This window comes from Neobacillus ginsengisoli (assembly GCF_030813055.1).
In genome coordinates this window covers 138,863-165,197 of the sequence record NZ_JAUSTW010000006.1, presented here as the reverse complement: position 1 = coordinate 165,197, position 26,335 = coordinate 138,863, and the positions used below count along the sequence as shown (strand labels likewise).

Below are 26,335 nucleotides of genomic sequence, written 5' to 3'. Positions count from 1 at the left end.
TCTCATTTTATGACATAAACAACCGAACAAGCAGTTGTTCGTGACGCATTTGCGCGATTTCCAGTCCCGGCGCAACAGCCCCAAAATCGTCTACATCCAACGTTTCAATTTTTTCTATTGTTTTTAGCAAATAGGGCTGCACTTCTACCAGAATGCGCTGCCCGTCTGTTTGTCCGAGCGGAATTCCACGAACGCCATTTTGAACAAGTGTTACAATCGTAGAATGTAGGTAAGTCAGGATCGCTTGTTTTTTATCGATTTGTAAAAAATGGCTGATCATGGCAAATGCAATCGCGGGATGGCCGAAAGCTTCCTTCATTCGAATTTTCCCTATATATTCACCCAATAAATGAATTGAATATAAATCAATCCCCATGCGAACCAGCCTCTCCCCGATCCGTCTGTTTGCTTCCCGAGCCTCTTCAGGCATATTTTGAACAAATAATTTACGATCCAATTTCCATATTTCACTTATTTCATTAGTAGACATCGCTTCAAAGGTCAATCGGCAGGCGAAACCATCCGTAAAGGTTAGTTGTTTTTCCAAAAAAATACGAACCCACTCAAAAAAGGTTTTCTTATTATGGACCGCTTCTTCCTGGATATAGGTTTCCAATCCAAATGAATGGGAAAACGCACCGGAAGGAAAATTGGAATCACCTAATTGCAATAAAGATAAAAGCTGATTAACCATGATGATGACCGATATGTCGAAACGCCTGCTTAACCGTTCGTTTTTCTCTAGCATAAGGGATTGCTAATTGTTGCAGTAGTTCCTCGACTAGATAATCATACTGGACGAGCATTTCCTCACCTTCAAATTGAGCAGGCAAATGGCGGTTGCCCAGCTGATGAGCAATTTCTCCCATTTGTTTCATACTCACCGGTCTGAGGACAAGCAAGTCGTCGGCCGTAACATTAACAATGATCATGTTTCGGTCATCCCTATACAAAATATCGCCATCCATCAAGTCCTTCGGTTCATTTAAACGGATTCCCACTTCCTTGCCATGGTCGGTTGTTACCCTTTGAATTCGCTTTACTAAATCATCACTTGTTAAATAGACTCTTTCAATATGCAGGCCATTAGAGCTCATTTTGGCAACATTTCCAACTATTTGTTCAATGATCATGGTTCTCCCCCTAAAATAAGAAATAGCGCTGCGCCATTGGCAAGACATCCGAAGGTTCACAGGTGACAAGATTTCCATCTACTTTTACTTCATATGTTTGCGGATCGACCTCAATCCTTGGCATTTCAGAATTGAGCTTCATATCTTTTTTCGATAATTGCCGGATGCCGTGAACCGGTTTGATTTGCTTTTTCAAGCCCAACTTTTCAGGAATACCAAGCTCAATCGCTGCTTTTGACAGAAAGGTTATTGATGTAGCGAACTTTGCTTTCCCAAGGGCGGCAAACATCGGGCGATACAGCACGGGCTGCGGTGTTGGGATTGAAGCGTTTGGATCCCCCATTAAACTGTGGGCAATCATCCCGCCTTTGATGATCATTTCAGGCTTAACACCGAAAAAGGCAGGATCCCAAATCACGAGGTCTGCCAATTTCCCCACCTCGACCGAACCGACCTCATCGGCAATGCCGTGGGTTATTGCGGGATTAATGGTATATTTGGCAATGTAGCGTTTCACTCTGAAGTTATCGCCGATTTCCTTATCTTCAGACAGTTTCCCTCGTTGCTTTCTCATTTTATCTGCCGTCTGCCATGTACGGGTAATCACTTCTCCTACTCTGCCCATCGCCTGGGAATCTGAGCTAATCATACTGAACACCCCCATGTCGTGAAGGATATCCTCAGCAGCAATTGTTTCTTTACGGATACGTGAGTCGGCAAAGGCAATATCCTCTGGTACATCAGGATCCAAATGGTGACAAACCATTAGCATGTCGAGATGTTCGTCTAAAGTATTTTTTGTATAGGGCCGTGTGGGGTTCGTTGATGATGGAAGGATATAAGGATGGCCGGCTACTTTAATAATATCGGGGGCATGCCCTCCCCCGGCGCCTTCTGTATGGTAAGTATGAATCACTCTTCCTTTAATGGCTGCCAAGGTATCTTCTACAAACCCGCCTTCATTTAAGGTATCGGTATGTATTGCAACTTGAATATCATATTGGTCTGCTGCCCGGAGACTAAAATCAATGGCGGAGGCAGTGGTTCCCCAGTCTTCATGAAGCTTAAGACCGATGACTCCTGCATTTATCTGTTCGATTAACGGGGCTTCGGCAGAAGCATTTCCTTTTCCTAAAAATCCAAGATTCATAGAAAATTCCTCAGCTGCTTCCAGCATCCGATGAATATTCCATTCACCCGGTGTACAAGTGGTGGCATTCGTTCCGGTAGCAGGACCTGTACCACCGCCAATCATTGTGGTAATCCCGGAGGCCAAGGCCGTTTCGATTTGTTGCGGGCAAATAAAATGGATGTGTGCATCAACACCGCCAGCTGTCACAATCATTCCCTCGCCGGCGATTACCTCTGTTGAAGCCCCTATGATCATATCGACTCCTTCCATGAGCAGCGGATTCCCACTTTTGCCAATTCCACAAATCCGCCCATCACGGATGCCAATGTCTGCCTTATAGATCCCTGTATAATCAACAATAATTGCATTTGTAATAACGGTATCCAAGGCACCCTCTGCCCTTGTCGCCAATGGATGCTGGCCCATCCCATCACGGATGACCTTACCGCCGCCAAATTTCACTTCATCTCCATAAACGGTTAAGTCTTGCTCGATTCCAATAAACAGATCTGTATCGGCAAGACGAACAGCATCCCCGGTTGTGGGGCCGAACATGTCTGCGTATTGCTTTCTCGACATCCGAAAACTCATGATTTGTTCTCCTTTCTTTCGTCCAACCAACCATCTGTTTTATTGTTTAACCCGTAGACCTCGCGCTTCCCTGCGAACGGAACAAGTACTATTTCTTTCACATCACCCGGTTCGAAGCGGACAGCCGTGCCTGCAGGGATATTCAAATGCATTCCAAACGCTTGGTCGCGTTCGAATTCAAGTGCGGAATTCACTTCATAAAAATGAAAATGCGATCCTATCTGAACGGGTCTATCTCCCCGATTTAACACCTTTACCCTAGTTGCGGTTCTTCCCTGATTACAGACAATTGCTTCATCCTTTAATCGATATTCACCCGGAATCATAGAATCATCTCTTTTCTTTTAAAAATAAAATCTATCGAATTGGCTGATGAACAGTTACAAGCTTAGTCCCGTCCGGAAAGGTAGCTTCTATCTGTATCTCTCGGATCATTTCCGGTATCCCTTCCATCACATCATCGGCTGTGAGGATTTTTGTTCCCTCACTCATTAATTGAACGACCGATTTTCCATCTCTTGCCCCCTCCATGATTTCAGATGTAATCAGGGCGACAGCTTCGGGATAGTTTAGTTTTAATCCCCTTTCTTTTCGTCGTCTCGCTAAGTCTCCTGCGACAACAATTAATAATTTTTCTTGCTCCCGCTGTGTTAATTTCATTTCGTTCCTCCTTTTTCGATTAAACTTCACACTTGATGGTAGTTATTCTAACACCGACCGTTCAAAAGTTAAAGGGAATTTTCTGTAAATTTTAAAAACTACCTATTTTTAATTATTTTAGATTTATCAAGTTATCACATACTCTTTTTATCTATATTTAACCAAGGACAACAAAAAAACAATGTTAGATTTAATAACATAAAACTATTGCTTATAAGATTTTATTTATAAAATTACTTGAGGTTAAGAAAAGCTGATGATGATTACATGAATATAACAGAGAGGTTTATTCATATGGTTACTATTAGAGAGTTAAATAGATTCGTTAAACGGGACAATTACGGATGAAAGGAAGATCATGATGGAAAGAGCCATGTACTATGGAAAAGGTGACGTTTTCGCATATAAGACTTACGTTAAACCCCTTCTCGGCGTTCGAAAGATTCCCGAATCCAACTTTAGCGGACGTAATAATATCGTGTTTGGATTGAATGCTAAAGTGAGTGTGGGCGGGAAGGACTTCCTTCCTTCTTTTACAAAAGGAGACAATTCATTAATTGTAGCCACTGATTCGATGAAGAATTTTATCCAACGCCATCTGGCAAGCTATCAGGGAAGCACCATCGAAGGTTTTTTGTCCTATACGGCAAAAGCTTTTTTAGAAAAATACCCGCAAATGGAGACCGTAAAAATTATCGGTGAGGATTTGCCTTTCGAGACCGTTTCCGCCTCTTCTTCAGCAGGGTTAACAGAAAGTGACCTCGTCTTTAAGAGGTCGTTGAATGAAGCATCAAAATCCATGATTGAGATGGTCCGTACAGAAGGAGGTACCATGATTGCCAACCATTCCAGCAGCATTATTAAGCTTCAGCTAATTAAAGTACGCGGTAATTCCTTTGTAGGCTTTGTGCGGGATGAATATACTACTCTCCCTGAAGATAGTAACCGGCCTTTATTTGTCTATTTAAATATTAGTTGGAAATATGAGAATGTGATAGACTCATATGGCGAAAATCCTTCTTTATATGTGGCATCTGAACAGGTTCGCGATATTGCCGCTTTCGTTTTTCATGAAACAGAGACTCCTTCTATTCAAAATCTTATTTATCTTATCGGCTGCCGTATCTTAGAAAGATTTCCTCAATTAATCGAGGTAATGTTCGAATCGCAAAATCACACCTGGGATACCGTTGTCGATCATAGCCCTGACACTTTAAGCAAGGTATACACTGAGCCGCGCCCTCCGTATGGATTCCAGGTGTTTTCCGTACTAAGGGAGGATTTGGATAAAGATAAGGCCGACGAAAATTCGCTTAAAAGTACGCCGCAAGGAAGCTGATACCATGAACGGTTTAACAACTCACGTTCTTGATTTAGCCCATGGCAAGCCGGCAGCAAATATAAAAATTGAATTATACCGTTTAAATAATGGCACTAGAAATCTATTAAAAGAAGCGATGACGAATGCAGATGGCCGAATCGACCAACCCCTTTTATTAGTTGATCAAATGGTGTCAGGTGAGTATGAGCTTTTATTCTATGTAGGCGATTACTTTCATCAAAAGGGATTGCCGCTGCAGGATCCGCCTTTTCTAAACAAGGTGTCTGTGAGAATTGGTCTTGCTGATTCATCCCTACACTACCATGTACCGCTTCTGGTATCACCTTGGGGATATCAGGTATACCGTGGAAGCTGACATAATCCGGATGGCCAATCATGACCATCCGGAATTTTCCCTTGTTGCGAATAGCAGGCGCAGCAATATTTCTTGCCGCCTCCATTAAAAGCGGATACCCTTCCAGAAGGACAGAAGGATATCTGCACTTATCTATTGTGGTTAACACGCCAAGGCGAATGACGGGATGGCTGCCATCCGTTTCTATGCTGCAGCCTTGCATTTCCTTTATTCGTTCCAAACTAATTAAATGGTCCGGGCAGTCCAATCCTTTCTCCCATTGAGTTTGCAGCAGCGTCCCCCCGGCAATATAACAAGCATCAGTGCCAAACTTCTCCTTTAATCGCCATGCTTCCGCTAATTTTTCAGGCATCCACACTGTCGGTGAGAATTGTGTTGCAGATTCCTTTCTAATCATGGTCTTGCACAGCCCCTTTCACCCTATAATAATCCTCCATTGTGTCAATATCCCAAAAATCGCTTTCGCTTTCATAGTTCACGAGCAGACTTTTTAATGATGCTTGCTTTTTAAATAATTGGCGTGCTCCTGCATCACCTTCAAGTTTCAGCAATTCCGGGAAAATCTCAATCGAGAAGATAATCGGAGGTCTAGGAATACCTTGGAAGCTTGCTGCAATGAACGGGAAATTTCTTTGTTCTTGGCGAAGCTTTCCAAATCGTAAAATTAAATCATTAATAATAGTGAAGGAAAGAGAGGGTTGATCTGCCAAAAGGATCATAATCCCGATTGGCCTCAGCTCCATCGCGGCTCGAAGACCACATTTTAAAGAATTTGATTGTCCTTTATCTGCATCCGTGCATTTGATTTGGGACCATCGATCTCGATATGAACCCCGAAAAAGCGAGGCATCGATCCAATTTAGAGAATCCTCTTCCCTCGTCACCACGATGATATGATTAAGTTGGGAATTTACTGCCGCTTGCAATGATGAATTCCCAATAGTAGTAGAACCGAACGGAAGGCCAAGCTTATCGGTCCCCATTCGCCTGCTCATCCCCGCTGCAAGATAAACCGCAATGATTTCATTTTCACTCATGAAATGACCACCTTATCATCTCTACTATTTTCTTTTGTATTAATTCCGCTAGTACCGGTGAATTTTTTGAAACGGAACTTCACTTTGCCATTTATCAAATATATGCTAAACTCTTACAAAAAATCAGAAACATAGTATACATCGGTAAATTTTTTGGCCGTCGTTTTACCGGTTTCCACTCTAAAAGCTCCAATAGGAATGATATATTTATCCAGCTCCAATTGTGTCCAAACAAAAAAACTCAGTAAGTAATAGATACCTACTGAGCTTTAGTTATTGTTATTAAATTTTGGAAAACGGATCAAGTTTATTCCTTCAATATTATATAACTACCGATTCTTGTTTTTTTATCTTTCTATTATAATATCGTTCTAAAACATGTCCATTTAATGAGGCTAACACTTGTTGAAACAGCATGCCGACCACTACAGGGACGGCTACAGCTGCGGGAAAATAGGAAACAGCAATGACTGCCCCGGCACTAATGTTTCTCATTCCGCCGGTAAAGGTCAGTGAAATAACGGTGTCCCGATCGCCATGAATAAGGCGTCCAATTAGAAACGAAAACAAATAGCCCGTCAAAGCGATGAAAAAGACGACCAATGTGATACTTACCAATTTTAGATTAATATGTTTTAAATATGGAGCCACAACAGCCCCATTCAGCAAAACAACAAAGCCAATGCTAATTTTTGAAAAAGGAGCGAGTCTTGACCCTAGAGTGTCTTTAATTCTCCCTCTTGTCAGCTGATTAAGGAACATGCCAATCAGGGATGGGATGACGACCATTCCTAATAGCCCCTTCATGATGCTGAAAATGTCCATTTCAATTCTTTGACCGATAAAAAGCGAAAGCGAATAGGGAACGATGATGGGGGATAGTAGCGTATCGATTAATATAATCGATAAGGTCATCGGAATATTCCCTTTGTAAATCGAAACCCAAATGAAGCTAGTCACGCCGGTCGGGATAACCATAGCTAATGTCATCCCTGTAATGGTGTAAAGGTCACCTGTAAAGGCAATATGCCCAACACCCATAGCCCAGATTGGCATGACCACATGCAGCAGGCCCATCGCCATTAGTACAGGAAAAGGATGGGAGACGACCTCTGTCAGCGATTTGAAATTTGAGCTTAAACTTCCGGCAAAGGTCATAAAGGCAAAGATCCATGGTATGAGAAAGGATAAGTCCTTTAGATAGCCGGTTAGCAAAACTCCAAGTACAACGCTGACAGGAGTAATCAAGGGCATTATTTTTTCTAGTTGCTTATTTAACTTTTGCAGCATTTATGTCACTCCGGCTTAATTTCACAGTGTTTTTTATATTCCTTCCAAGCAGTAAGACCGCCCTCAAGAACCCTCACTTTATAACCGAGGCCATCCAGGATATTGGCGCATTTTGCCGCTGAATTCCCGGTTGTACAGGTCACGATAAATTCATTCTCCTTAGGTAAGGATAATGGTTCACCTGTTTCTTCAAGACCAAAAATCACGGTTTTGGGGATATTTTTAGAGCCCTCAATATGGAATTCTTGAAACTTCTCGTCTGCTCGTACATCAAGAATCTCAAGCTTACTATCCTCAGTTAATTTTTTCTGCAATTCCTTCGGCGTAATTTTTTGTATGGTCAACGTAAACACCTCCACTACAAGAATAACACAAATGCCAATTAATATTCGTCCATCAAAACAATTAATGGCGTTGAATTATTCAACTTTTCCACAACCGGATAGTAGAAAATATCGTAAAAAATTGGTATTATCATAGGAATACAGTTTCAAAGGTTGAATTGAAAAATTTGTTAAATCTACGAAAGAAGTGGGGAATTTGGAAAAACAACAGAAGTACCGGATTTATTTACTTTTAGTTTTCGTTATGATGGCATGGGGCATAAATGTCATTATGACGAAGGTAATCGTGGCAGAATTCCTTCCGGTAACGATTACTTCCCTTAGAGTATTTACTGCAGGAATCAGTGTATTTATTATTCTTTTCTTTTTAAAAAAAGTAAGGATTCCGACCAAAAAGGAATTTCTTTATATCGTCTTTGGATGTTTTTTTAATGTGGTCGGCCATCATTACTTTTTATCGATCGGCCTCTCTAAAACCTCTGCCTCAAACGGAGGACTTATTTTAGGCCTGGGGCCCTTGCTCACGACCATCGTTGCTTTCTGCTTTCTAGGAAATAAAGTAACCGTTTGGAAGATGTTAGGGATTATCCTGGGTTTAACGGGTGTGTCCTTTATCGTGATGGAAGGAAGTGGCGGTGTTAGCGGAATTTCACTTGGTGATTTATTTGTTTTTTTAGCCATCCTTTCACAAGCGATTAGCTTTGCAATCATTAAAAAAGCTTCCGCCACCTTGGACCCCCGCCTGATGACCGGCTACATGCTGGTTTTCGGCTCGATCATTCTGTTTATTATCAGTTTATTTAAAGAACCACATGGTTTACAGGGGATAACCCATGGATCCATGGGAGTTTGGCTCATTTTCCTGGCCTCTGCCATTTTCGGCACAGCCATTAGCCATACAATCTATAACTATTCTCTTGGAAAAGTAGGTGTATCTGAAGCAGCTATCTTCATAAACCTAAATCCTTTCTTTGCACTAATAGCAGCAGTTATGTTTCTTGGAGAAAAAATCACTTTACCGCAAATATTGGGTTTTGTTTTTATTATTATCGGCGTTTTGTTTGGTTCAGGGGCTTTAGAAGAATATTTCCTGCAATCCAGGCAAAAACGAGAATCAGTTTATTTGAAAAAAGTGAAGAGCTCCTCCTAAAACGCCTGGACTCTAGGCGTTTTTTTGCTGGAACTCAACTAACCCAGTTGTCATATCGTATAGTGCCTTGTGTTTTTATTGTGGAAGGAGTGTTTACGTGTATTACAACCATTACCCTTTTTCTTCCTACCCTCCTCCGGCCCATGGGTATGTTATTAATCAGCCCTTCCTGAGAACCTATCCACCAGCAGATGTTAAAATTTTTTCTCATTCAGTTAAGTCTTTTCGGTTTTTAATGGAACAAGGAAGTCGTTTGTTGGACCGCTTAGAAGATGAAAGGTTCGCAAAGAAAATCATGAGTGCGGCCCAGCAGGGAAAAAAAGCCGAAGTAGATCATTTAATCAAGTCCATCGGCTTAAAGGCTTTTATAATAACAAGGTTTACTCCTACCGGTGTCATTTACGAGCTTAGCACCCATCCAAACTCAAGCAGCCCTGTCAGCTGCTGTACATTAACCGTATCGATGAAGTGGGGAACTTAACCTTTATATGCCAACAGACAATGTAGTGATTCGACTTGTCTGTTGTTTTTTTGTCTATACAGTTTTAAAAACATGGGAGATTTTCTTCCAAAAAGATAGAATTTAATGGCTTGATAAAGAATAATGTATTCCAAGATACACAGTTAGCCAATACTGGAGTGATATAGATGACAGATTTTCTTTTTATGGAAAAAGCGGTTCAAATCGCATTAGAAAATGTGTTAACGAATCATGGCGGGCCTTTTGGGGCGATTGTAGTAAAAGACGGAAGAATAATCGGAACGGGGCGAAATGAGGTAACAGCATCAAATGATCCGACGGCACATGCCGAGGTGCAGGCAATCAGAGCTGCCTGCGTCTATCTAAATGACTTTCAATTAAGTGATTGTGAAATTTATACCAGCTGTGAGCCTTGTCCGATGTGTTTCGGCGCTATTTATTGGGCAAGACCAAAGGCCGTTTACTATGCCTGTACGAAAGAAGAGGCTGCAAAAATTGGCTTTGATGATCAGTTTATTTATGAACAGCTCTCCCTTCCAATGGAATCGCGTGATATAGTAATGAGACAGCTTACCCCAAAACAAGCTGACTTACCATTTAGAACTTGGGAAAACTCCCAAATCAAGATTGATTATTAATAAAAAGGATGTTGCCCATTGGAGAAATTATCGAGAAGAATTGCTGTAGCATCAGGCAGGGAACCTGCTGATATTGTGATTAAGAACGGCAAAATTATTGATGTTTTTAACCTGGAGATCATAGATGGGGACATAGCGATTGTGGACGGATATTTTGCAGGAATCGGAAAATATCCGGGAAAAACCATCATTGATGCAAAAGGCAGTTATATTTCACCTGCGTTCATCGATGCCCATGTTCATATTGAATCTTCCATGGTAACCCCGATTGAGTTTGCAAAAGTACTCCTGTTACATGGAGTAACCACGGCTATTTGTGATCCGCATGAAATTGCCAATGTTCTAGGGGTCGAAGGCATACAATATATACTCGACTCTTCAGAAAACCTCCCATTTGATTTTTACATGATGCTTCCTTCCTGTGTTCCGGCAACTGAATTTGAAAATGCAGGTGCCAATCTTAAAATAGAAGATTTAAAGCCTTTCTATGACCACCCGCGTGTTCTTGGATTAGCCGAGGTAATGAATTTCCCGGCTGTAAAGAATACTGAAAATTCCATGATGAAAAAATTACTCGAAACCCAAAATGCGGGTAAAAAGATTGACGGCCATGCTGCCGGTTTATCCCCCAACGACTTAAATGTCTATATGGCAGCAGGCATCCGGACTGACCATGAGAGTACGACTGCGGAGGAAGCAAAGGAACGGCTGCGAAAAGGAATGTATTTGATGATTCGCGAAGGTACCGTTGCGAAAGATTTGCTGCAGTTAATCAGTGCTGTGAATGATCGGAATGCCCGCCGTTGTTTATTTGTCACGGACGATAAGCATTTAGATGATCTGGTTCACCAAGGAAGCATAGACCATAACGTACGGTTAGCCATTGCTGAAGGAATTTTCCCGCTTACCGCCATTCAAATGGCCACTCTCAATGCGGCAGAATGTTTTGGACTTGAAGAAAAAGGGGCGATTGCACCGGGATACAAAGCCGATTTCTTGTTTATTAATAACCTTGAAGCACTTCAGATCACGCATGTTTTTCAGAATGGAAAAACGGTTGTCGAGAATGGCAGCTTGGTTCATTTTTCCAAAGGGATCACCCTAAAAGAAAACCCGCGATTAAAACAGACAGTCAACTTTCATGATCCAATCGAAAACGATTTATCCATTCATTTAAAGACCAATAGAGCAAATATTATTGAAATCATACCGAATAGCCTTGTCACACGACATATTATTGAAGAAACGGACAGATGTGAGAGCGGATTTTTTCAGTCATCAATAAAAAAGGACCATTTAAAACTGGCGGTCATTGAGCGCCATCATATGACGAAAAATATTGGCTTAGGGATTGTGAAGGGATTAGGATTAAAAACAGGAGCGATTGCGACGACGATTGCTCATGATTCTCATAATCTCATTATTGCAGGTACGTGTGATCAGGATATGATTGCAGCAGCGAAAGCTATTAAAGAAATACAGGGCGGTCTTATTGTTGTAAATAATGGGGAAATTATCGGGGAGCTGGCATTACCAATTGCCGGTTTGATGACAGACTGTTCCTACAAGGAAGTTTATTCAGGTCTAAATGATATCAATCGAGCTTTAATGGAGATCGGAGCCAGCGGCCAATTCAACCCCTTCTTAACCTTATCCTTCTTAGCACTTCCGGTAATTCCGGAATTGAAGATTACGGATAAAGGATTATTCCAGGTTTCTAAATTTAAACACATCAGCATTGATTGTATGTAAATGTTTACTTAATATTTATTTAAACTGTTTAAAAAAAGTGGTTTCCCTATTGAACAGGGATACCACTTTTTGTTAGAAATTCCTTCATCTGATCCGCCGGTAACGGTTGACTATAGAAATAGCCTTGTCCGATCTCACACTCATTTTGCTTTAAAAAATTCACCTGTTCTTCCGTCTCGATTCCTTCTGCAATGACATTAAACTGCAAATTCAGTCCCATATCAATAATCGTTTTGACCATCATTCCTTGATTGGAATGATAGATAATATCATCAACGAACGATTTATCAATTTTGATTTTATCAATTGGAAGATGTTTCAAGTAGCTTAAGGAAGAATAACCTGTTCCAAAGTCGTCAACTGAAAGGAGTACACCTATCTCCTTCAATTGATTTAGAATAAGGGCTGACCTTTCAATATTTTGCATAATACTTTCAGTAATTTCTAATTCCAAATACTTTGCCTCAAGGCCAACTTGATCAAGAATGCCGGAAATATAATCGATGAGATGGTCATCCTGGAATTGTCTCACGGATACATTTACTGCAATAGGAATATGCGGTAACCCTGCATCCTGCCAGGCTTTAATTTGTTCACAGGCTTTACGCAATATCCACTTTCCAATTGGCACAATGAGCCCCGTTTCTTCAGCAAGCGGAATAAATTCTGAAGGAGGAATAAAACCGTGCTCGGGATGCTGCCACCGAATCAAGGCTTCGATGCCTACAATCTCCCCAGTTCCTATAGTCACCTGAGGTTGGTAATAAAGGGTAAATTGATTTAGCTCAAGTGCTTTTCTTAATCCGTTTTCAAGTTCCATATTTCGAATCGAAAATCCGTTATGATTAGACGAATAGAAGCGAAAATTATTTTTCCCTAGCTCTTTAGCTTGGTACATAGCAGTATCTGCATGTTTTATCAACGTTTCCTCATCGGTCCCATCATATGGATATAGACTTATTCCAATACTTGGTGTGACGAAAAACTCCTGATTATTTATTTCAATCGATTTTGCAAATTTATCCAAAATACGTTGTGCTATATTTGTGACGATCTCCTTAGTGGTTTCTTCCAGTAAAATAATAAACTCGTCACCACCCTGGCGGGATACAAGTCCATCTTTTCCTACCGTATCCTTTAACCGCTTACCTACTTTTTGCAGCATTAAATCTCCGATTGTATGCCCCTTTGTATCATTTATCATCTTAAAACGATCTAAATCTAAAAACAAAACGGCTAGATTTGGGGGATCCTGTTTGTTCAATAGTTCATTTAGATATTTTCTAAAGCGGTTTCGGTTAGGCAGTCCTGTTAATGTATCATAATAAGCCAGATTTTGAATGGTTTTCTCTGTCCTCTTTCGCTCTGAAATGTCTCTTCCAACTACTTGAATGGCAAATCTGCCTTCATAAAGGATACGCGTAGCAGCCATTTCCACATCAATACTTTCTCCGTCCAGTCGTTTAACCTGAAATTCAAGGCGGATTTTCTCCTTATTATGATGATCAATCGTATTTAGCTTATTTTTTATGTCTTCTACGACATGCATTGGTGCAAAATTCAACGAGGACTGGCCAATTAATTCTTCCGGACTGGCAGCACCTACCAGAATGCCTCCGGCTTCGTTAATATATTCAATTTTGTCCCGGCTGACAACCGCAATGATATCCGGTGACATCTCTACTAAGCTTCGATAACGGTCTTCACTTTCTTTCCGGTCCGTAATATCAAATAATACACTATTAAAATCAACAAAGTTGCCCTTATTATCAAGAGTTGGAAAACCCCGGTCCCGAATCCACCGTACCTCCCCGTCTGGTCGAATAATACGGTATTCACTTGTGACTGCCTCTCCTAATGCTATTTTTTTCTCTCTTTCCTTAACAATGTAAAGATCATCAGGATAAATCACTTTTTTCCATAAGTTAAGGTCTTCATAAAAATCATTTAAAGAGTAGCCATACAATTTTTCAATTCCAGGGGTGATAAGGAGCGTATCCGTTTTTAAATCGTGAGACCAGATGGCTACATCGAGAGTATCAAAAATATTTTTCAATTTTAACTTATTTCGTTGAAGCTCATCGTTTGTCTTTCCCATCTTATTTAAAGTGAATATTAAAAGCAGCAAGGTTCCAATTAATACCACGATAGAAGTAAGCTCAATGAGCTTGGCAGACGGAAACAAGATTGGACCTACCTTATCCAGCAAAACCGAAAAGAGGATTAACCCTAAAATGAGTATCCAATTAAGTGAAATTTTTATATTTGTGGTCCTCATTTAAGTTCCCCTCTTATTTTTACATTTAACGAGATTTTTCGACTAATGAAAAAGATTGTTTATCTTTAAAATATCAAAATTTAATCGACTTAACAATCGTATGATTTGATATAAAAAGAGATTCTGATGTTCTACCACTCTAACTTAATGATTAAAGAAGAACCAAAAATTCAACCGAATTTCTACCGCCAATTGAGCGCTTAAGGACAAGATGAATCCGTAGCGTTACGTGACATGTAATAACTGAAACCGATATAGGCAACAGTGTGCCATTAATTTTTACCTCCTGTATCTCAATAAACCATATCTTTGCTAGTTTAAACAACATTGGGTAATCTATAAAGGTTACCGTTATTGTCGAAATGCAGCAAGTTTTAACGAGGTGGAAGTAATGAATAAAGGCTGGATATACGTCATGTTAACCTGTCTGTTTGAATTAATTTGGGTTTACGGATTTAATGAAGCACAGAACTGGTGGCAGTGGGGAATTGTTATTTTGATCATCTTTCTCGACTTTCACATTCTCCCGAAAGCATGCAAAAACCTGCCTACAGGTACGGTATATGCCGTTTTTTCAGGTGTGGGGACAATCGGAACGGTGTTAATGGATATCTTTCTTTTTGGAGAAAGCTTTACTACTAGAAAGATTATATTTGTTGCGATTATTGTAGTAGGTGTTATTGGGTTAAACCTGGCAGATAACAATGATGAAAAAGAAGCAGTGAAGGGGGCCGCTTAGCATGGGCTGGTTGTTTGTTATTCTAGCCGGAACATGTGAAATTATCGGGGCTGCCGGGCTAAAATTATATAGTCAACGAAAAACAATACGAAATGGGATTCTTTATATCGGAGGATTTGGTACTTCCTTTATCTTTTTATATTCATCCTTCCATTATTTACAAGCAAGTATCGCCTATGCCGTTTGGATTGGAATCGGGACAGCCGGTGCTGTGTTAATCAATATGTACCTTTTTGGAGAATCAAAAAACGTAGGCCGTGTTTTCAGCGTCATTCTGATTTTAATTGGTGTAATGGGGTTAGGGGCACTTTCGTAATGGCTTACCACATAGGCGGCACTCTTCGATAGGTTATCATTCGCCAGATCCATTCTAATGGACCGAAATAGAAAAAACTCAGCCATACTTTACTGAAGATGAGCTGGATGGCATAGATGGCTAAGCATACATACAATGTTTGTTGATAAGGAATGTGTCCGAACCAATTAAATAGTTTCCCAGCTAACAAAATCAGTGCTGTCTGTGAGACATAGTTAGACAATGCCATTCTTCCATAGCTTTTCAATGGGGATAATACTTTTTGTATGACGGAAAATTGCAGCAATAAGATTAGTATTCCTGCATAAAATGCAGAAATGAATGGACCTGCCATGATTCCAATCTGTAGAAATCTCATTGTCGGTATTGAGTTAGTTTTCCCCGCAACAAAGGGAAGGTTTGGGACATACTGGTACTGGCAGCATAGGCCGGCGATACTTAACGTAAACATAATCACCGTAAAAATAGTTACTTTCCTTACTTTTTGTGAAATGTCTTCAAATACCTGGTATTGTCCTGCAGCAAGCCCTAATAATATCAATGGCAGGGCCATAAAAACCTTTGCAGCGAAAATGGCCAAAACGATTAAAAGTATTCCCCCTAAAACGAGATTCACCTCTTTTTTTACTTTGTAAAATGGTAAGATCATCAGGCCGCAGCTTGCGTAAACCGTCAATGCCTCGCCCGGATGAAAAAGGAGGTGAACAAATCCAAAGACAAATAAGGCTAGAATTCTCCGTAAAAACAGTAAATAACCATTTTCCCCTTTCGCATTAGCTCTTGAAATAAAAAGATAAAAACCAACACCAAACAAAAAGGAGAAAATAGGATAGAACCGGCCTTCAACAAATAAATATAAAAAGCGTTGGTAAACGGCATCGGACGAATGTGGACTCGGAGACATAACCGATAGCAACGGAAGAATATTAACGAGAATAATCCCAAGCAGGGCAAATCCTCTTAAATAATCAAGTATTTCGATTCGTTTGTTTCGTTCCGTTGGAATCATGTATACAGCTCCTTCCCAAAAGTTATCATAACTCATTTTCAAACTCTACTCAAAAAAAGGGACGGATATTCAAAAATATCCGTCTCTCATTTGTGTTCGTGAAAGTTTTTATATTCCTCTCCCACCATCTACATTAAGGATGGTTCCCGTAATTTTTTGCGAGTGCGGGGAGCAAAGGTATAGGGCCGCTTCGGCAATATCTTCGGGTTCGATCAGTTTGCCAAGCGGAATGCTGCTTAGGAAAACATCTTGTTTTAGCTGCTCCCTTTCACCTTCGTTAGCTGAGATGAATTTTCCCAGCATCTCCGTGTTGGCCGGTCCCGGGTTGATGGCATTGACTCGAATGCCAAACGGGGCAAGCTCTAAAGCGAGTGATTTAGTTAACACCACAACTGCTCCTTTAGAGGCACAGTATGCATTTAAACCAGGGCGGGCCCGTTCTGAGGCAATCGAGGAGATATTCAAAATTACACCTTGATTTTGCTTTTTCATATAAGGTACAGCGTATTTGGCTGTCAGAAAAATGGACTTTGCGTTTACATTCATCAGTCGATCCCAATCATCCTCTTCTAACTCTTCAATTGGAGTGAAGGCTTGCGGTAATCCCGCGCAATTAACGACGATATCAATTTTCCCTTCTCTTTCCCCGACATCATTAATCAGTTCTTGCACTGATTTTGCATAGCTGACGTCAACGCCATGGACGAAAGCTTTCCCGGTATTTTGTTCTTGAATAAGCAGGACAGTTTCAATCGCAGCATTTACGTTGATATCGGCAACAGCAACGGTTGCCCCCTCTCTTGAAAAAGATAATGCCATTGCTCGGCCCATTCCCGAACCTGCTCCGGTAATAATTGCTACTTTGTCTTGTAAAAGCATTTTGTAACCTCCATTTCGTTAAAAATTAAGGAAAATTTTCAAACATTTTTTCTCTTTGAGCTTTTTTGCAAATGTAGGTGTTTTATTTGCAAATCCACGTGTTTTATTTGCGAATCCACGTGTTTTATTTGCGAATTATTTCATTTACCGATTTAAAATAAATTCAGCACTACCATCCGCTCTTCCGTCATTTCTTCAATCGCATAACGCGGTCCTTCCTTGCCTAAACCGCTATTTTTCACACCGCCATACGGCATTACATCATTGCGATATGTAGACACATCGTTGACAATCACGCCGCCATACTCCAATTCTCTCGATGCCTTTAGGGCTATATTAATATCCCTTGTAAAAATTCCTGCCTGTAGCCCGTACTCAGATTGATTAGCTAAAGCAATCGCTTCATCAATCGTTTGATAAGGAATAATCGTAACAATCGGCGCAAAAACCTCCCTGCAAACAACCTTCATCTCTGGACTGACATTCGTTAATACAGTAGGATAAAAAAGAGCTCCCTCTCGCCGACCGCCAAATAGTAATTTGGCACCGGCAGCAACCGCCTCTTGAACCCATTCTTCCGACCGCCTTGCTTCCCGCTCCTCAATCATCGGGCCGACATCCGTTTCAGGATCTTTTGGATTACCTACTTTTAACTCTCTAACAATAGTAAGATATCGATTGGTGAATTCATCTAAAACATTCTGATGGACATAAATACGCTGAACAGCAATACAAGCCTGTCCTGCGTTATGAAAGCTTCGTCGTGCTGTCTGTTCCGCGGCCAATGCTAAATCGGCATCGTTATGAATAATGTTAGGAGAGTTATTCCCGAGCTCGAGTGCCACAGGCCTCAACCCGCTTTTCGCTTTAATTGATGCGCCGACTTCACTCGAGCCGGTAAAGGTATACATCGCAATTCTTTGATCAGCCAGCAGCCAGTCACCAACATCCTTGCCTGAGCCGGTGATGACTTGAATGCAGCTTTTTGGAAGTCCTGCTTCATGGAGTAGATTTACTAAATGGAAGGATGCAATCGGCGTTACAGTCGCCGGCTTTAATACGACGGTATTTCCTGCCGCCAATGCCGGGGCGATTTTGTGGGCGCCCAGTAAAAGTGGATAGTTAAAGGGTGTAATCGCTCCTATGACACCTTTTGGAACGCGGATTGTGAAGCCAAGGCGATTCTCAGAGCCGGGAACACCTTGCAATGGCACCATTTCGCCTGCAATTCTTTTTCCCTCTTCCGCCGAAATTCGAAATGTACTAATGGCCCGGTCCAGCTCGCCTTTAGCATCTTTAACGGTTTTCCCCACTTCCTGCACCAACGAATATTCCAAATGCTCCCGCCTTTGTTCCATTAACTCCGCTGTTTTTAATAAAATTTCATATCGCCGGAAGGCAGACAGCCTGTTTTCCTTAAACGATTTCTGCGCCGCCGTTACCGCTAGGTCAATATGTGATTTCGTTGCTTTGGCAATCTTGGCGATTGTTTCGCCGGTGTACTTATCATGAACATCGGTATATTCATCCGTAACTACCCATTCCCCATCAATAAGCAAATGATAAACAGGAATTTCCGTTGCCATAATCCCGCCTCCCAATCTATATTTCTCCTAATCATTTAAAAATAACAAAGTAGTTTGCGCATAAATCCGCGATGCTTCTACTAATTCTGCTAAATCAATATATTCATTGATTTGATGGGGAATATGACGATCTCCTGCCCCGGTGGTGACAATCGGAATTCCTGCAAGATGTAAAAATGTCCCATCCGTGGCCCCAGGGACACCGTTAAAAATAGGCTCCTTCCTTACAACTGCACGATAAGACGCTATACTCGCCTTTACAATCGGATCGGCCAAATCAGTCTCCGTCCACGGACGGCTCTCAATCACTTCCATCGACGCCTTAAAATCACGGTCCTTTGAAGCCAGTTTTGCTAAAATATTTTCGATATCAGTTCTCAGTTGATCATGGTTCTGCCCGGGGACTGTTCGAATATCAAGGGTTGTCATGCAATGGTCAGGAATCACGTTGATTTGCGGTTCCCCTTTTTCCGGCCCTAAAATAATCGTCGGCGTAATACTCGGCCAACCTAGATACCGGTGCTCCCCGACCCGCTGTTTTTCCTGTTCCTCGAGCACCATCATCTCACAAATGAGTTGCGCCATTCGGGTATTGGGGTTCACACCGGCGAGCGGCATCGCTCCATGCGCCATTTTTCCAAATGTCCGAAGAACGGCCCTCATCGCTCCTTTTTGCGTGATACAAATTTGGTTTTCCTCCGGCTCACAGATAATCGCCCCATCTACACCCTGAGCCCAGCCCCGATTAATAAAATGCTTGATGCCAATCATCATGCCTTCTTCATCGCAAGGAATGCATAATATAATTTTTCCATTCCATTTCAACTTGCTTTTCTTGATTGCATGAACAGCTGCTACTGCTGCCGAGAGGTTCCCTTTTGTATCATTAGTGCCGCGGCCGAACATCCTTCCGTTCTCGATTGTTGCTCCGAATGGGTCATAGCTCCAGGCATCCCGGTCCCCTTCAGTTACCACATCGGTATGTCCTTCAAATAGAATCGTCTTCCCCGGCCTGCCTGAATCAAGGATTCCAATTACATTCGGCCGTCCGGGAACCACTTCTTCAATGTACACTTCAAAACCTAAATTTTTCAGATATTCATAGACAAATTGGGCTGCTCTGCTTTCATTCCCCACGGGGTCATTTGGACGGTAAACACTCGGAATCTGAACTAACGCTTTCGTTAAGTTAATTACTTCCTTGTCATCGACAAAATCACTGACATTCACAGCCACTTAAACCCCTCCTTTTTGAAAAGCTCTCCTATTTGAAAATGACAAAGAACTATATTAATAAATTCGCTGATATATGACCCACAGCAAACATTATGTCCGTCAAAATTTCGAAAACAGCTATCTTATTTGAAAAAATGAACCTGATTGGGTTTTTCTGAATTGTTTCGATTTACCTACCAGGTTCATTTTTCTACATTTTGTTTAAATCACGGTAAGCAGGAATTCCCGCAATGCTTTCAGCGGATTCGACGGCATTCTGAATGGCCTTGGCCATCACCTTTGCTGCCAGTCCGCCAATGACGTCAACAGGAATCCTTTCTCCTCCGGTAGCAACCGCAAAAATGGTATCACCGTCATACATCGTATGGGAAGGATAGATGGTCCTTGCATAGCCATCCTGGGCCATTTGCGCCACCTTCGTTGCTTCTCCTTTTGTTAAATCAGCATTCACCGCGACCACCCCAATCGTGGTATTTGTACCGGTTGGAATCGTCGGCCGATAGTTTTGTTCCAATAGCTTCACGCTATCAAGTAACGTACCGGTTTCTCTCACATAAGGACCGGCCATTATTTCACCGGTTGAGGGGTCCCGGACGTCGCCGGCGGGGTTGACAGCAACAATTGCGCCAATCACGACTCCATTTTCCAAACTCAAGGAAGCCGTTCCAAGTCCGCCTTTCATGCAATTGTTTAAGCCGGCAAGCTTCCCTACGGTCGCCCCGCAGCCGGCACCCGCATTGCCTGTTCGGAATGCGGAGCTTGCGGCTTCAGTAGCAGCTTCATATCCCATTTTTTTATCAGGCCTAACGGTTGGGTCTCCGTGAACAAGATCGAACAACACAGCGGCGGGAACAATCGGCACCTTTGCCACCCCAACATCCAGGCCTATTTCCTGTTCCTCTAAAAATTGCATCACGCCTGAAGCGGCGTCCAAGCCGAAGGCACTGCCGCCGCTTAAACAAATTCCATGGACTTGATCGACAAGATTGACCGGATTCAAAAGATCTGTCTCCCGAGTTCCGGGAGCAGATCCGCGAACGTCTACTCCCGCAACACCGCCATTTTCAAAAAGAATAGCCGTACAGCCTGTTAATGCGTCGTAGTCCTCTTTATTTCCTACCTTTACTCCGGGTACATCGATTATTTGCCCATACATTATAAATCCTCAGAGATCTTTGATTTCTTGTTTTTTCCGATTTGTTTCCAGCCTAACACAACCGCCAACGTTACAATCGTACCGACTATCGCTTCAGGAATTCCGTTTGTTAACCCAACCGTCCAAGCAACGCCGGCAGTTAAATAGTGTCTTAAGACCGCCATTGTTAAAACAAGAATGGTATTTGTCAATGTTCCTAAAAAGGCAGAAACAGCGATGGCCAAATATTCGTTTTTACGGCGAAGGCCGGAATACACAAGCCAGGCGACAACCCCGATAAAAAGGCGCGGCAGGATGGCTACCAGTGGATCTTTAAATAATGGAACAGTCGCATTTAAAAAAGACGAGATCCCAAAAATAGCCCCGACAATTAATCCGACAACCGGCCCTTGCATGATCCCGCCAATGATCGCGGGAATGTGCATGATCGTCGCATTCCCTGCAGCTGTTGGAACCGGAATATAGCCTAAACGAGTTACGCCCAAAAGAATAGCCACGGCACCCAGCACACCGGCGATAACGATATCACGAACCGTTAATGACTTTTTCATTCTTTTTCTCCCCTTTTCTTTATTTTATTTTTCCAAATAATATTAAAAATTCAAGACATTCGAAAAAATGTACAAAACTCTTGAAAAAAAGTACAAAAACCTAAAGAGGCCCTTCAATTAATAAGGAAACGGATAAAAAAGTAATAGAATTGAGAATAAAAGGCCAATCAGTAAAGCGAAATAATCTTTTGGCAGTGCTTTATACACCGAAAAGGTGCTTCGGTCATTTCCAGGTGTGTAGCAGCGTGATTCCATGGCAAGAATCAGGTCCTCTGCCCTTGATAAGGCGATATTAAATAACGGGATAATAATTGGGAACATGTCCTTTGTTCGTTGGACGATTCTCCACCAGCTTCCCGAGCCAAAGTCAGCTCCACGGGATGCTTGGGCCTTCATCATTTTTTCCATTTCCATCGCAAAAGTCGGGACAAATCGGATCGAAATCGTAGTAATCAGCGAAATTTCGTGGACCGGAAAATGAATTTTTTTTAAAGGACTTAACAGACTTTGAATGGCATGAGTTAATTCTGTGATCGAGCTTGATAGTGTCAGAACGCTGCTTAAGAAAATAATTTCCACAAACCGAACGGCCGAAACCACCACCAGGCGAATGCTTTCGCTTGTAATCAGGACAAAACCTGAATGGAAGTAAACAGTACCTCCTGAAAAAAGCTGCCCCTGGAACAAAAGCTGCAGCACAGCCAAAACGATGATAAACGGTATAGCCGGTTTCACGCCGGATAACCCATAGCTAATCGGGATTCTAGAAGCCCAAAATAAATAAAAAGATAATAAAAGACCAATGGAATTTCCAAAATAAGACGTATTAAAAGCAATCGCTAAAACCAGAATGACAAAGCTTAATAGTTTAACTCTCGGATCTAAACGATGGATAAATGAACCTGTCGGGACATACTGGCCGATTGTAATATTTCGAGACAGTTCAAACTCACTGGACATGGTTCCCCTCCTCTCTACCGGCCAAAACCTTGATAATTTCATCCGCTGCTTCAGAAATCGTAAAGGCCGCAGTATTTACACTGTATCCAAGGTCAGTAAGACGGTATAGGACCTGTACCGTTTCAGGGGTTCCGATTTGGTAACGTTGAAGTTTTTCCTTGTCGGAAAAAATGTCTTTAGGAGTGCCTGTTAACACATCTGTCCCGCCTGCCATGACATAAATTCGATCGGCTAAATATGCAACCTCTTCCATATTGTGTGAAACGAAAACAACTGTTAGTCCCTCTACTTTATTTAAAAATTTAATTTTATCCAGCAGCTCATTACGGGACCGTGGGTCTAAACCTGCAGTTGGTTCATCGAGCACTAAAATTTTCGGCTTCAACGCAAGGATTCCAGCTAAAGCCACTTTGCGCTTTTGTCCGCCGCTTAAGGCAAACGTTTGTCTATCCTTCATTTCTTCAAAATCCAAACCGACAACCTCCATCGCCCATTTTACGCGCTCCCTCACCTCCTTTAATGGCAAGCCTAATTTAAACGGCCCATAAGCAATATCGTCGCCAATTAATTTTTCAAAAATTTGGTCCTCAGGATTTTGAAAAACAAGTCCGACTTTCCGCCGCAGTGATTTCAAATCAAGCTTTTTTTGCGATAAGTCTTCGCCACCGATGATCACCTTTCCCGTTTCCGGTCTCATCAGGCCATTGAAATGCTGAATCATTGTCGATTTTCCCGAACCGGTGTGACCGATAATCGCGATACATTCCCCTTCTTCAACATACATATTCGTACCTTTTAAGGCAGTATGCTCCATCGGTGTTCCCTTCATATAGGTATGAGATAAATTTTCTACTTCGATGATAAGGTTTTGCGGCATTAGATCACCTCCTTCGGTTTCGCCCTTTCGAATCTTTTAATTTCAGTAAGAAGCTCGTCTTCTTGAATTAAGTCCCTTGAAAAATCAGGATACTGTTGGTGGATGATTTCCGCGATTTGACTGACAGCAGGTACATCTAATTGCAGCTTATCTAACTCCTGCTTATGTTTAAAGATTTCACGGGGAGAACCATCCATTACAATCTGGCCACCCTCGATCACGATGATACGGTTCGCTTCGGCTGCCTCCGACATGCGATGGGTGACTGTTATTATCGTCATACCCATATCGTTCATTTTCCTCATCACCTGAAGCACTTCTTTTCGGCCAAAGCTATCGAGCATACTCGTTGCCTCATCAAACACGATTGTATCCGGATGCATCGCAAGGACTCCCGCAATCGCAATCCTTTGCTTTTGTCCTCCGGATAAGTGATGCGGCGGCCTGTTTCGAAACTCTGACATTTTTACCGTTTCCAATGCTTCATCGACCCGTTTCTTCATTTCTTCACGCGGAACGCCGATATTTTCCAGACCAAATGCCACGTCCTCTTCAACAATAGTCGCAACAATTTGGTTATCAGGATGCTGAAAAACCATCCCGACTGCTTTACGGATGTCTCTCTTGTTGTCAGTTTCTTTTGTATTTAAACCGTGAACCCATACATCTCCTGACCCAGGGGTTAAAATCCCGTTAAAATGCTTGGAAAGTGTGGATTTTCCCGACCCATTGTGACCGATAATCGCAACATATTCACCCGGGAAGATAGAAAAGGAAACATCTTTAAGAACGGAAACAGACGTCTTTTCATTGATTTTGTAGGCAAATGATACATTTTCTAAGCGAATTATTGGTTCCATTTATCTCCCTCCCTGCTTATTTATAATATTCAGAAAACTACATATGCATGTCTTAGATTTTAGCAGGTAATCCCCCTATTGGAAAGTCTACCCTTTTTTCATTATACCAATTTATTAAGTTTCCCTAAAAGAAAAACGATGTAAACGTATAAAAGCAACGGGAGGGGTGACCACCGTTGCCTATAATATAAAATATTTTTTAAAATAGTATTTTCGAGACGGCTTCCTTTGGAATTTTCCTGCCAAACCTTGAAAACCATACATAAGTACCGATTTAGTCAAAAATATCAGTAACATTTGAGAGCAGAAACATTTTATTATTTTTCATTATAGACAATCCTTTTTTTCATTTAGAATGCACGAATTGGAAAAATTTTATGAATAAATTTTTGAATAATTTCCCGAATGCTAAAAAAACTCCCCAATTATAATGAGGAGTTTGCACTTGCTGAATTTACTTGGTGCTTATTTGCGTGATTTAGGTAAATTTTGAAAACGTGTCTTATGCAAAGAAGCAGTTCAATTAACACAAGAACGAGGATGGCCCAAATTCCTGCCAAGATGACCATTTTACGAATGAGCGCAAAATAGAAATAGTTCGGATTATTTAAATAGGTGAACGTATAAAACATTCCAAAAGTAAAAACTCTGCTCCACTGACTGACATCATAAATGAAAATCCCTTTTTTTAAGCCGTAGCTTTTTATCCGCTTAACTAGACGATAAACCTCAAGTACTTCAACGATCAAGAAAACAGCGGCAGCACAAATCCAAATCACCATTACGCCCTGTTTACTCGCTGCATGTGAAACCAGGCTTGCAAGGCCTGTAATCGACAAGGCCCCATGCAGAATGCAATTGGTATTATTCCACTCTGTTTCTATTAATCTTGAATCATCTTTGGTACAGTACCGTCTTATAATCAAAAAGGTGCTTAAAATGTAGAAACTCACACCTAAAGAGATAAATAGAATATCCAATTTGATAGGTATATGCTTAAACACAGTACTAATTAAGAGGACAATCGATTGCGTGCTAACAGTTGTTAACAGCAGAATACCATGAACGTTTTTTGAAAGCTCTTTCCTATAAATATCGTAAAAAGCTTTTACACATAAGCCAATGTATATTAGCCATAAACCTAGATTAAAATAGGATATTAACCTGGCTATTAAAACCCATTCATGAAACTGTTTATAAATTAATATCCCACAAATCGATGTACCCGCCACCCACGTTCCCATCCCAAATCGATTAATGGGACGGAAATAATGGATTTCTCTAAACTTTTTATTAAGAAATGACAATATAAAAGAGAAGGAAAATGAATTCCATAAGGCTAAGTCAATGACTGTGAGGATTTTTCCGAAAACTCCATGAAAAAAGTGAGTGCCAAAAAAGTTTAACAGGACACCTTGTGTAATAATGCCTAATGCCATTACAACCGCCATTGTGGATGTATGAATATAGATTTTGTTAAAGAACAGAAAAGCGACCATACAAGCACTAAAAACGATAAATAGAGAAAAATATAACACCGTTTATCACCCTAAAAACATTTTTCCATTGTTCACTTAATTGTAACATTTATCACAGACAAAAAGATTATTTTTTCTCATAGAAAAAAATGTATACCTTAGTAACGCATGATGAGTCTTGTTTTTCAAGCACAGATATTGGGGCTTTCCTGCCAGCAAATGATTGGCTATAAATATTTTTATAGACGATCATTTTGTAATGTTTAATTGCGAAGGTTTTGTAGGATTGTTGTATTAGCAGCATGCGGGAATGGTGCGATGGATGGTTCAAAATCCAATAATAGTATGAAGCAAAGTGAAATACAGAAAAACAAGGATAGTATGGGTAAAGACGATAAGATGAAAAATCAAGATATGAAAGATAAGAACGATATGAGCAATAAAGATAAGATGGATAACAATAAATGATGCACACCGATTAAAAAAGTGAAAACCTGTTAAACTT

At 41.2% G+C, this 26,335-nt stretch carries 27 protein-coding genes and 2 pseudogenes; 9 read left to right on the top strand and 20 right to left on the bottom strand.

Going from position 1 to position 26,335, the window contains the following annotated elements:
• Positions 1-7: 7 nt before the first annotated feature.
• Genes J2S10_RS18340 through J2S10_RS18320 form a run of 5 tightly spaced genes read right to left on the bottom strand, consistent with a single transcriptional unit; the run spans position 8 to position 3,516 of the window.
• The gene (locus J2S10_RS18340) at positions 8-694 is read right to left on the bottom strand and encodes an urease accessory protein UreF (RefSeq protein ID WP_307410431.1); all 687 of its coding nucleotides are present in this window, start codon (positions 692-694) and stop codon (positions 8-10) included.
• Positions 687-1,133: an urease accessory protein UreE gene (gene ureE, locus J2S10_RS18335; RefSeq protein ID WP_307410429.1), complete on the bottom strand. Its 447-nt coding sequence runs from the start codon at positions 1,131-1,133 to the stop codon at positions 687-689. The genes J2S10_RS18340 and ureE overlap by 8 nt, the downstream gene beginning before the upstream one ends.
• Before the next feature lie 10 nt (positions 1,134-1,143).
• Positions 1,144-2,856 carry an urease subunit alpha gene (gene ureC, locus J2S10_RS18330; protein ID WP_307410427.1) on the bottom strand — a complete coding sequence of 571 codons (1,713 nt, stop codon included), beginning with the start codon at positions 2,854-2,856 and terminating at the stop codon, positions 1,144-1,146.
• On the bottom strand, positions 2,853-3,182 hold the full coding sequence (locus J2S10_RS18325; RefSeq protein ID WP_307410425.1) for an urease subunit beta: 330 nt from the start codon (positions 3,180-3,182) through the stop codon (positions 2,853-2,855). Before J2S10_RS18325 ends, ureC begins: the two co-directional genes overlap by 4 nt.
• Before the next feature lie 31 nt (positions 3,183-3,213).
• A complete protein-coding gene (locus J2S10_RS18320) occupies positions 3,214-3,516 on the bottom strand; it encodes an urease subunit gamma (protein ID WP_307410423.1) in 303 nt (100 codons plus the stop codon).
• A 337-nt stretch (positions 3,517-3,853) separates the two neighbouring features.
• On the opposite strand from J2S10_RS18320, the pseudogene pucL reads away from it, so the two are divergent.
• Together pucL and uraH are read left to right on the top strand one after the other, a co-directional pair.
• Positions 3,854-4,855, top strand: a pseudogene (gene pucL / locus J2S10_RS18315) (factor-independent urate hydroxylase); the annotation flags it as partial.
• Positions 4,856-4,859: 4 nt separating this feature from the next.
• Positions 4,860-5,213, top strand: a complete 354-nt coding sequence (uraH, locus tag J2S10_RS18310; RefSeq protein ID WP_307410421.1) for a hydroxyisourate hydrolase — start codon at positions 4,860-4,862, stop codon at positions 5,211-5,213.
• A gap of 49 nt (positions 5,214-5,262) precedes the next feature.
• Here the strand turns inward: uraH and J2S10_RS18305 are convergent.
• From J2S10_RS18305 to J2S10_RS18290, 4 genes and pseudogenes are all read right to left on the bottom strand, one after another.
• Positions 5,263-5,565, bottom strand: a pseudogene (locus J2S10_RS18305) (FAD binding domain-containing protein); the annotation flags it as partial.
• A gap of 37 nt (positions 5,566-5,602) precedes the next feature.
• Positions 5,603-6,250, bottom strand: a complete 648-nt coding sequence (locus J2S10_RS18300; RefSeq protein WP_307410419.1) for an NTP transferase domain-containing protein — start codon at positions 6,248-6,250, stop codon at positions 5,603-5,605.
• A gap of 321 nt (positions 6,251-6,571) precedes the next feature.
• Entirely contained in the window at positions 6,572-7,540 is a 969-nt protein-coding gene (locus J2S10_RS18295) for a bile acid:sodium symporter family protein (RefSeq protein ID WP_307410417.1), read from the bottom strand.
• Positions 7,541-7,545: 5 nt separating this feature from the next.
• A complete protein-coding gene (locus J2S10_RS18290; protein ID WP_307410415.1) occupies positions 7,546-7,884 on the bottom strand; it encodes a rhodanese-like domain-containing protein in 339 nt (112 codons plus the stop codon).
• Between the two features lie 196 nt (positions 7,885-8,080).
• Here J2S10_RS18290 and J2S10_RS18285 point away from each other — a divergent pair, with 196 nt between their 5' ends.
• From J2S10_RS18285 to ade, 4 genes are all read left to right on the top strand, one after another.
• Positions 8,081-9,034 (top strand): DMT family transporter, encoded by a 954-nt coding sequence (locus tag J2S10_RS18285; RefSeq protein WP_307410413.1) that lies wholly within the window; start codon positions 8,081-8,083, stop codon positions 9,032-9,034.
• A gap of 97 nt (positions 9,035-9,131) precedes the next feature.
• On the top strand, positions 9,132-9,515 hold the full coding sequence (locus J2S10_RS18280) for a hypothetical protein (protein ID WP_307410411.1): 384 nt from the start codon (positions 9,132-9,134) through the stop codon (positions 9,513-9,515).
• Positions 9,516-9,682: 167 nt separating this feature from the next.
• A complete protein-coding gene (locus tag J2S10_RS18275; protein WP_307410409.1) occupies positions 9,683-10,153 on the top strand; it encodes a nucleoside deaminase in 471 nt (156 codons plus the stop codon).
• 18 nt (positions 10,154-10,171) lie between these two features.
• Positions 10,172-11,905, top strand: a complete 1,734-nt coding sequence (gene ade / locus J2S10_RS18270; RefSeq protein ID WP_307410407.1) for an adenine deaminase — start codon at positions 10,172-10,174, stop codon at positions 11,903-11,905.
• A 46-nt stretch (positions 11,906-11,951) separates the two neighbouring features.
• On the opposite strand, the gene J2S10_RS18265 is transcribed toward ade, so the two are convergent.
• Positions 11,952-14,183 carry a bifunctional diguanylate cyclase/phosphodiesterase gene (locus J2S10_RS18265; protein ID WP_307410405.1) on the bottom strand — a complete coding sequence of 744 codons (2,232 nt, stop codon included), beginning with the start codon at positions 14,181-14,183 and terminating at the stop codon, positions 11,952-11,954.
• Positions 14,184-14,574: 391 nt separating this feature from the next.
• Here J2S10_RS18265 and J2S10_RS18260 point away from each other — a divergent pair, with 391 nt between their 5' ends.
• Together J2S10_RS18260 and J2S10_RS18255 are read left to right on the top strand one after the other, a co-directional pair.
• Positions 14,575-14,922, top strand: coding sequence for a DMT family transporter (locus J2S10_RS18260; protein ID WP_307410403.1), 348 nt, complete (start codon positions 14,575-14,577; stop codon positions 14,920-14,922).
• A 1-nt stretch (position 14,923) separates the two neighbouring features.
• Positions 14,924-15,238: a DMT family transporter gene (locus J2S10_RS18255; protein ID WP_307410401.1), complete on the top strand. Its 315-nt coding sequence runs from the start codon at positions 14,924-14,926 to the stop codon at positions 15,236-15,238.
• Positions 15,239-15,242: 4 nt separating this feature from the next.
• Here the strand turns inward: J2S10_RS18255 and J2S10_RS18250 are convergent, their stop codons facing one another.
• The 10 genes from J2S10_RS18250 to J2S10_RS18205 form a co-directional block, all read right to left on the bottom strand.
• The gene (locus J2S10_RS18250; RefSeq protein ID WP_307410398.1) at positions 15,243-16,247 is read right to left on the bottom strand and encodes a DUF418 domain-containing protein; all 1,005 of its coding nucleotides are present in this window, start codon (positions 16,245-16,247) and stop codon (positions 15,243-15,245) included.
• Between the two features lie 108 nt (positions 16,248-16,355).
• Positions 16,356-17,126, bottom strand: coding sequence for an SDR family NAD(P)-dependent oxidoreductase (locus J2S10_RS18245; RefSeq protein ID WP_307410395.1), 771 nt, complete (start codon positions 17,124-17,126; stop codon positions 16,356-16,358).
• Between the two features lie 152 nt (positions 17,127-17,278).
• A complete protein-coding gene (locus J2S10_RS18240; RefSeq protein WP_307410393.1) occupies positions 17,279-18,712 on the bottom strand; it encodes an aldehyde dehydrogenase family protein in 1,434 nt (477 codons plus the stop codon).
• A 27-nt stretch (positions 18,713-18,739) separates the two neighbouring features.
• Positions 18,740-19,948 (bottom strand): M20 family metallopeptidase, encoded by a 1,209-nt coding sequence (locus J2S10_RS18235; RefSeq protein WP_307410391.1) that lies wholly within the window; start codon positions 19,946-19,948, stop codon positions 18,740-18,742.
• Positions 19,949-20,138: 190 nt separating this feature from the next.
• On the bottom strand, positions 20,139-21,104 hold the full coding sequence (locus J2S10_RS18230; RefSeq protein WP_307410390.1) for a P1 family peptidase: 966 nt from the start codon (positions 21,102-21,104) through the stop codon (positions 20,139-20,141).
• A complete protein-coding gene (locus J2S10_RS18225; RefSeq protein WP_307410388.1) occupies positions 21,104-21,655 on the bottom strand; it encodes an ECF transporter S component in 552 nt (183 codons plus the stop codon). The genes J2S10_RS18230 and J2S10_RS18225 overlap by 1 nt, the downstream gene beginning before the upstream one ends.
• 117 nt (positions 21,656-21,772) lie before the next feature.
• Positions 21,773-22,615 carry an energy-coupling factor transporter transmembrane component T family protein gene (locus J2S10_RS18220; protein WP_307410386.1) on the bottom strand — a complete coding sequence of 281 codons (843 nt, stop codon included), beginning with the start codon at positions 22,613-22,615 and terminating at the stop codon, positions 21,773-21,775.
• Complete coding sequence (locus tag J2S10_RS18215; protein ID WP_307410383.1) at positions 22,605-23,492, bottom strand: energy-coupling factor transporter ATPase; 888 nt, start codon at positions 23,490-23,492, stop codon at positions 22,605-22,607. Before J2S10_RS18215 ends, J2S10_RS18220 begins: the two co-directional genes overlap by 11 nt.
• Complete coding sequence (locus J2S10_RS18210; protein WP_307410381.1) at positions 23,492-24,352, bottom strand: energy-coupling factor transporter ATPase; 861 nt, start codon at positions 24,350-24,352, stop codon at positions 23,492-23,494. Before J2S10_RS18210 ends, J2S10_RS18215 begins: the two co-directional genes overlap by 1 nt.
• A 425-nt stretch (positions 24,353-24,777) precedes the next feature.
• Positions 24,778-25,890: a TDT family transporter gene (locus tag J2S10_RS18205; RefSeq protein WP_307410379.1), complete on the bottom strand. Its 1,113-nt coding sequence runs from the start codon at positions 25,888-25,890 to the stop codon at positions 24,778-24,780.
• 258 nt (positions 25,891-26,148) lie between these two features.
• Between J2S10_RS18205 and J2S10_RS18200 the strand changes: the two genes are divergently transcribed.
• Complete coding sequence (locus J2S10_RS18200) at positions 26,149-26,298, top strand: hypothetical protein (RefSeq protein WP_307410377.1); 150 nt, start codon at positions 26,149-26,151, stop codon at positions 26,296-26,298.
• Positions 26,299-26,335: the final 37 nt, after the last annotated feature.

What these genes read in the sequence shown, in the direction of transcription:
- J2S10_RS18210 (WP_307410381.1), bottom strand. Translation starts at nt 24,352, where the DNA reads ATGGAACCAATAATTCGCTTAGAAAATGTATCATTTGCCTACAAAATC.
- J2S10_RS18230 (WP_307410390.1), bottom strand. Translation starts at nt 21,104, where the DNA reads ATGTATGGGCAAATAATCGATGTACCCGGAGTAAAGGTAGGAAATAAA.
- J2S10_RS18340 (WP_307410431.1), bottom strand. Translation starts at nt 694, where the DNA reads ATGGTTAATCAGCTTTTATCTTTATTGCAATTAGGTGATTCCAATTTT.
- J2S10_RS18260 (WP_307410403.1), top strand. Translation starts at nt 14,575, where the DNA reads ATGAATAAAGGCTGGATATACGTCATGTTAACCTGTCTGTTTGAATTA.
- uraH (WP_307410421.1), top strand. Translation starts at nt 4,860, where the DNA reads ATGAACGGTTTAACAACTCACGTTCTTGATTTAGCCCATGGCAAGCCG.
- J2S10_RS18255 (WP_307410401.1), top strand. Translation starts at nt 14,924, where the DNA reads ATGGGCTGGTTGTTTGTTATTCTAGCCGGAACATGTGAAATTATCGGG.
- J2S10_RS18320 (WP_307410423.1), bottom strand. Translation starts at nt 3,516, where the DNA reads ATGAAATTAACACAGCGGGAGCAAGAAAAATTATTAATTGTTGTCGCA.
- J2S10_RS18325 (WP_307410425.1), bottom strand. Translation starts at nt 3,182, where the DNA reads ATGATTCCGGGTGAATATCGATTAAAGGATGAAGCAATTGTCTGTAAT.
- J2S10_RS18275 (WP_307410409.1), top strand. Translation starts at nt 9,683, where the DNA reads ATGACAGATTTTCTTTTTATGGAAAAAGCGGTTCAAATCGCATTAGAA.
- J2S10_RS18240 (WP_307410393.1), bottom strand. Translation starts at nt 18,712, where the DNA reads ATGGCAACGGAAATTCCTGTTTATCATTTGCTTATTGATGGGGAATGG.
- ureC (WP_307410427.1), bottom strand. Translation starts at nt 2,856, where the DNA reads ATGAGTTTTCGGATGTCGAGAAAGCAATACGCAGACATGTTCGGCCCC.
- J2S10_RS18215 (WP_307410383.1), bottom strand. Translation starts at nt 23,492, where the DNA reads ATGCCGCAAAACCTTATCATCGAAGTAGAAAATTTATCTCATACCTAT.
- J2S10_RS18295 (WP_307410417.1), bottom strand. Translation starts at nt 7,540, where the DNA reads ATGCTGCAAAAGTTAAATAAGCAACTAGAAAAAATAATGCCCTTGATT.
- J2S10_RS18245 (WP_307410395.1), bottom strand. Translation starts at nt 17,126, where the DNA reads ATGCTTTTACAAGACAAAGTAGCAATTATTACCGGAGCAGGTTCGGGA.
- J2S10_RS18200 (WP_307410377.1), top strand. Translation starts at nt 26,149, where the DNA reads ATGGATGGTTCAAAATCCAATAATAGTATGAAGCAAAGTGAAATACAG.
- J2S10_RS18250 (WP_307410398.1), bottom strand. Translation starts at nt 16,247, where the DNA reads ATGATTCCAACGGAACGAAACAAACGAATCGAAATACTTGATTATTTA.
- ureE (WP_307410429.1), bottom strand. Translation starts at nt 1,133, where the DNA reads ATGATCATTGAACAAATAGTTGGAAATGTTGCCAAAATGAGCTCTAAT.
- J2S10_RS18225 (WP_307410388.1), bottom strand. Translation starts at nt 21,655, where the DNA reads ATGAAAAAGTCATTAACGGTTCGTGATATCGTTATCGCCGGTGTGCTG.
- J2S10_RS18220 (WP_307410386.1), bottom strand. Translation starts at nt 22,615, where the DNA reads ATGTCCAGTGAGTTTGAACTGTCTCGAAATATTACAATCGGCCAGTAT.
- J2S10_RS18265 (WP_307410405.1), bottom strand. Translation starts at nt 14,183, where the DNA reads ATGAGGACCACAAATATAAAAATTTCACTTAATTGGATACTCATTTTA.
- J2S10_RS18300 (WP_307410419.1), bottom strand. Translation starts at nt 6,250, where the DNA reads ATGAGTGAAAATGAAATCATTGCGGTTTATCTTGCAGCGGGGATGAGC.